The 1513-nt window shown below is 30.4% G+C and carries 3 protein-coding genes and 1 pseudogene; all 4 read left to right on the top strand.

Annotated elements, in window-relative coordinates:
- Positions 1 to 286 (top strand): hydroxyacylglutathione hydrolase C-terminal domain-containing protein (locus AMO08_RS02945; RefSeq protein ID WP_306452498.1); only part of this gene is annotated, 286 nt, incomplete at its 5' end.
- A gap of 64 nt (positions 287 to 350) precedes the next feature.
- A complete protein-coding gene (gene rplU / locus AMO08_RS02950; protein ID WP_075484963.1) occupies positions 351 to 749 on the top strand; it encodes a 50S ribosomal protein L21 in 399 nt (132 codons plus the stop codon).
- 14 nt (positions 750 to 763) lie between these two features.
- Positions 764 to 1018 (top strand): 50S ribosomal protein L27, encoded by a 255-nt coding sequence (gene rpmA, locus AMO08_RS02955; protein WP_023854670.1) that lies wholly within the window; start codon positions 764 to 766, stop codon positions 1016 to 1018.
- Positions 1019 to 1049: 31 nt separating this feature from the next.
- Positions 1050 to 1513, top strand: a pseudogene (locus AMO08_RS02960) (GTPase ObgE); the annotation flags it as partial.

The following is a 1513-nucleotide window of genomic DNA, read 5'->3' on the forward strand; positions in this document are numbered from 1 at the left end:
CTATGAGGAAATGTTTGAATCTTTAAACAAAATTAAATTATTACCAAAAGACACAAAAATTTATTGTGGTCATGAATACACTCTTAATAATGCAAAATTTTGTAAAAAATATGATTCTGAGAACAAAGATTTAGAAAAAAAAATAGAAAAAATAGAAAAATTAAGAGAAAATGGAATTCCTACCATGCCCTCAACTTTAAAAGAGGAATTGGATTGTAATATATTTTTAAGAGCAAAAGATGTAAAAACCTTTTCAAAATTAAGAGATTTTAAGGATAATTTCTAATTAATTCGGCTTGACTAAAGGCTGACTACAACTATATTGCGGTAACTTTAAATTAAATCATACTATGTCATACGCAGTAATAAAAGCAGGTGGAAAACAGTATAAAGTAAAATCTGGAGAAATTCTAAAGATTGAAAAACTACCAAATTCTAAACCTGAGACTAAGATAGAGTTTAATGAAATTTTGGCATACGGTGATGACAAATCAATTGAAATTGGAACTCCAAATGTTGAGGGTGCAAAAGTAGAAGCTAATTTAATCAAAAATAGTAAAAATAGAACTATTTTAATTTTTAAAAAAAGAAGAAGACAAAATTCAAGAAGAAAAAATGGGCATAGACAAGAATATTCTATGATAAGAATTAATAAAATTTTTTCAAAAGATGGTAAAGTGTTATCAGAAGCTGAAAAAATTTCTAAAACTTCAAAAAAAGAAGAAGTTAAGGAAGCAGTAAGCAAATAGTTATTAGGTAAGTTATGGCAACAAAAAAAGCAGGTGGATCATCACGAAACGGAAGAGATAGTGCCGGTAGAAGACTTGGTGTGAAAAAGTATGGTGGTGAAACAGTGATTCCAGGAAACATAATTGTTAGACAAAGAGGAACTAAGATTTTTCCAGGTGAAAATGTTGGTATGGGTAAAGATCATTCAATATTTTCAGTTGTTAAGGGAAAGGTTGTCTTCAAAAAATCAAAATCAGATAGAACTTTCGTTTCTGTAAAGCCCAATTAATAGTACAACCAATTAAAATAGATGTTGTATTATGAAATTTCTCGATCAAGTTAAAATATATATTAAAGCTGGAAACGGCGGAGATGGATCTCCTAGTTTTAGAAGAGAGAAATATGTTGAGTTTGGTGGACCAGATGGTGGTGACGGTGGAAAAGGTGGATCAATTATTTTAAAGTCAGAGGAAAATTTAAATACACTTATTGATTATCGATATCAACAACACCATAAAGCCGAACGTGGAGAAAACGGCTCCGGTCAAAATCGAACAGGAAAAGGTGGTGAAGATTTAATTTTAAAAGTTCCTCTAGGTACACAGGTATTTGAAGAAGATAACAAAACTCTTCTTTTCGATTTTAATAAAAAAGGTGAAGAATATGTTGCAGCTGCTGGCGGAAAAGGAGGTTTAGGAAACACAAGATTTAAAAGTTCTACAAATAGAGCTCCAAGAAAATTTACTAAAGGCACTATCGGAGAAGAATTTACAATATGGCTTCA

The sequence above is a fragment of the Candidatus Pelagibacter communis genome (assembly GCF_001180205.1).
Classification (GTDB): Bacteria; Pseudomonadota; Alphaproteobacteria; order Pelagibacterales; family Pelagibacteraceae; genus Pelagibacter; species Pelagibacter ubique_O.

What these genes read in the sequence shown, in the direction of transcription:
- rplU (WP_075484963.1), top strand. Translation starts at nt 351, where the DNA reads ATGTCATACGCAGTAATAAAAGCAGGTGGAAAACAGTATAAAGTAAAA.
- rpmA (WP_023854670.1), top strand. Translation starts at nt 764, where the DNA reads ATGGCAACAAAAAAAGCAGGTGGATCATCACGAAACGGAAGAGATAGT.